Annotated in this window: 2 protein-coding genes; one reads left to right on the top strand and one right to left on the bottom strand. The window is 61.1% G+C overall.

The annotated features are described in order from the left end of the window. Positions 1-262 (top strand): hypothetical protein (locus EPO09_RS00650; RefSeq protein WP_290639170.1); only part of this gene is annotated, 262 nt, incomplete at its 5' end. Between the two features lie 96 nt (positions 263-358). On the opposite strand, the gene acnB is transcribed toward EPO09_RS00650, so the two are convergent. Further along, positions 359-2,681 (bottom strand): bifunctional aconitate hydratase 2/2-methylisocitrate dehydratase (gene acnB / locus EPO09_RS00645; protein WP_290639168.1); only part of this gene is annotated, 2,323 nt, incomplete at its 5' end.

Genomic DNA, 2,681 nt, shown 5'->3' with positions numbered 1-2,681 from the left:
TGTCAACGTATCGTTTGACAACCAGACTCCCGCACCAGTCTCCTGGGGCAAAGCCACCTTCTTTGACAAGAGCGAAGGCCGGCACGCCTACCGTATCTGGTACGACTACCTCGGCGGTAGCACTGGATCTGTGGTCGGGTGTGTGCGTGTACCCAAAGATGGTGTCGTACTACTTCAATACAAAACGCCGTACACCACATTCCAGAGTGGTGAGGTGGAGATCACCGCCGCAGATGGGCGCTCGTTGGAGGTGAGTTGTTGACGCCTTCAGTCACAGCTGAAGCCCTCTTGCGACAAATAAAAAAACCCGCCAGCTTTCACTGGCGGGTTTGGTCGTCAGGCCTTCAGATCAGTGTGATCAGGCAGCCTTCACGCCCTTGGCGGTCTCAACGTACTCTTCAATCTGGTTGAAGTTCATGTACTTGTAGATCTTGTCGGCGTCCTTGGCGATCACGCCGGTCTCGGCCAGGTACTCGGCAGGTGTAGGCAGCTTGCCCATCTTGGAGGCCACAGCCACCAGCTCGGCCGAGCCCAGGAACACGTTGGTGTTCTTGCCCAGACGGTTCGGGAAGTTGCGGGTCGACGTGGAGATACAGGTCGAGCCTTCCTTGATCTGAGCCTGGTTACCCATGCACAGCGAGCAGCCGGGCATTTCGGTACGGGCGCCAGCGGTGCCGAAGGTGTTGTAGAAGCCTTCCTTGGTCAGCTCTGCAGCATCCATCTTGGTTGGAGGAGCCACCCACAGGCGAACTGGGATGTCCTTCTTGCCTTCCAGCAGCTTGCCAGCGGCGCGGAAGTGACCGATGTTGGTCATGCAAGAGCCGATGAAGGCTTCGTCGATCTTGGTGCCGGCGACTTCAGACAGGAACTTGGCGTCGTCTGGGTCGTTAGGGCAGCAGACGATGGGTTCCTTGATGTCGGCCAGGTCGATTTCGATGACAGCAGCGTACTCGGCGTCAGCATCGGCTTCCAGCAGGTTGGGGTTGGCCAACCAGGCTTCTTGTGCGTCGATACGGCGTTGCAGGGTGCGAGCGTCGGCGTAACCGTCGGCGATCATGTTCTTCATCAGAACGATGTTCGACTTCAGGTACTCGGCCACAGGCTCCTTGTTCAGCTTGATGGTGCAACCAGCAGCGGAACGCTCAGCCGAAGCGTCGGACAGTTCGAACGCTTGCTCGACCTTCAGGTCTGGCAGGCCTTCGATTTCCAGCACGCGGCCCGAGAAGATGTTCTTCTTGCCGGCCTTGGCCACGGTCAGCAGACCAGCCTTGATGGCGTACAGGGGGATGGCATGCACCAGGTCACGCAGGGTGATGCCAGGCTGCATCTTGCCCTTGAAGCGAACCAGCACGGACTCAGGCATGTCCAGAGGCATCACGCCGGTGGCGGCGCCGAAGGCGACCAGGCCGGAGCCAGCGGGGAAGGAGATGCCGATGGGGAAGCGAGTGTGCGAGTCGCCGCCGGTACCGACGGTGTCAGGCAAGAGCAGACGGTTCAGCCACGAGTGGATCACGCCGTCACCAGGACGCAGGGCCACGCCGCCGCGGTTGGAGATGAAGGCTGGCAGTTCGCGGTGCATCTTCACGTCCACGGGCTTGGGGTAAGCAGCCGTGTGGCAGAACGATTGCATGACCAGGTCAGCCGAGAAGCCCAGGCAAGCCAGGTCCTTCAGCTCGTCGCGGGTCATTGGGCCGGTGGTGTCTTGCGAACCAACGGTGGTCATCTTGGGCTCGCAGTACGTGCCAGGACGCACGCCTTGGCCTTCAGGCAGGCCCACAGCGCGGCCAACCATCTTCTGCGCCAGGGTGAAGCCCTTGCCGCTGTCCTTCGGTGCCTGGGGCAGACGGAACAGGGTGGAAGCGCTCAAGCCCAGGAACTCACGGGCCTTGCCGGTCAGCGAGCGGCCGATGATCAGGTTGATGCGGCCGCCGGCGCGGACTTCGTCCAGCAGCACTTGCGACTTCAGCTCGAAGTTGGCAGCCACGGCGCCGTTCTTCTCGATCTTGCCGTCATAGGGGTAGATGTCGATGACATCGCCCATTTCGAAAGCGGTCACGTCCACTTCGATCGGCAGGGAGCCGGAGTCTTCCTGCGTGTTGAAGAAGATGGGGGCGATCTTGCCGCCCAGGGTCACGCCGCCAAAGCGCTTGTTGGGCACGAAGGGGATGTCTTCGCCGGTAGCCCAGATCACGCTGTTGGTGGCCGACTTGCGCGAAGAACCAGTGCCGACCACGTCGCCCACGTAGGCAACCAGGTTGCCCTTCTTCTTCAGGTCTTCGATGAACTGCATCGGGCCGCGCTTGCCGTCTTCTTCGGGCTTGAAGGCCGCGTCGGGACGGGTGTTCTTGAGCATCGCCAGATAGTGCATCGGGATGTCAGGGCGGCTCCATGCATCGGGAGCGGGCGACAGGTCGTCGGTGTTGGTTTCGCCAGGCACCTTGAACACCGTCACGGTGATCTTCTTGGCGACTTCAGGACGGGCGGTGAACCACTCGGCATCGGCCCACGACTGCATCACAGCCTTGGCGTTGGCATTGCCGGCCTTGCACAGTTCGGACACGTCATGGAACGCGTCGAACATCAACAGGGTCTTCTTGAGCGCGTCAGCAGCGACGGCGCCGACTTCAGCATCGCCCAGCAGGTCGATCAGGGGCTTGACGTTGTAGCCGCCGACTATGGTG

Source organism: Aquabacterium sp., from assembly GCF_004297345.1.
In the GTDB taxonomy this organism is placed as follows: Bacteria; Pseudomonadota; Gammaproteobacteria; order Burkholderiales; family Burkholderiaceae_C; genus Aquabacterium.
The sequence above is the reverse complement of the archived record's forward strand: the minus strand, read 5'-3'. Positions and strand labels throughout refer to the sequence as shown.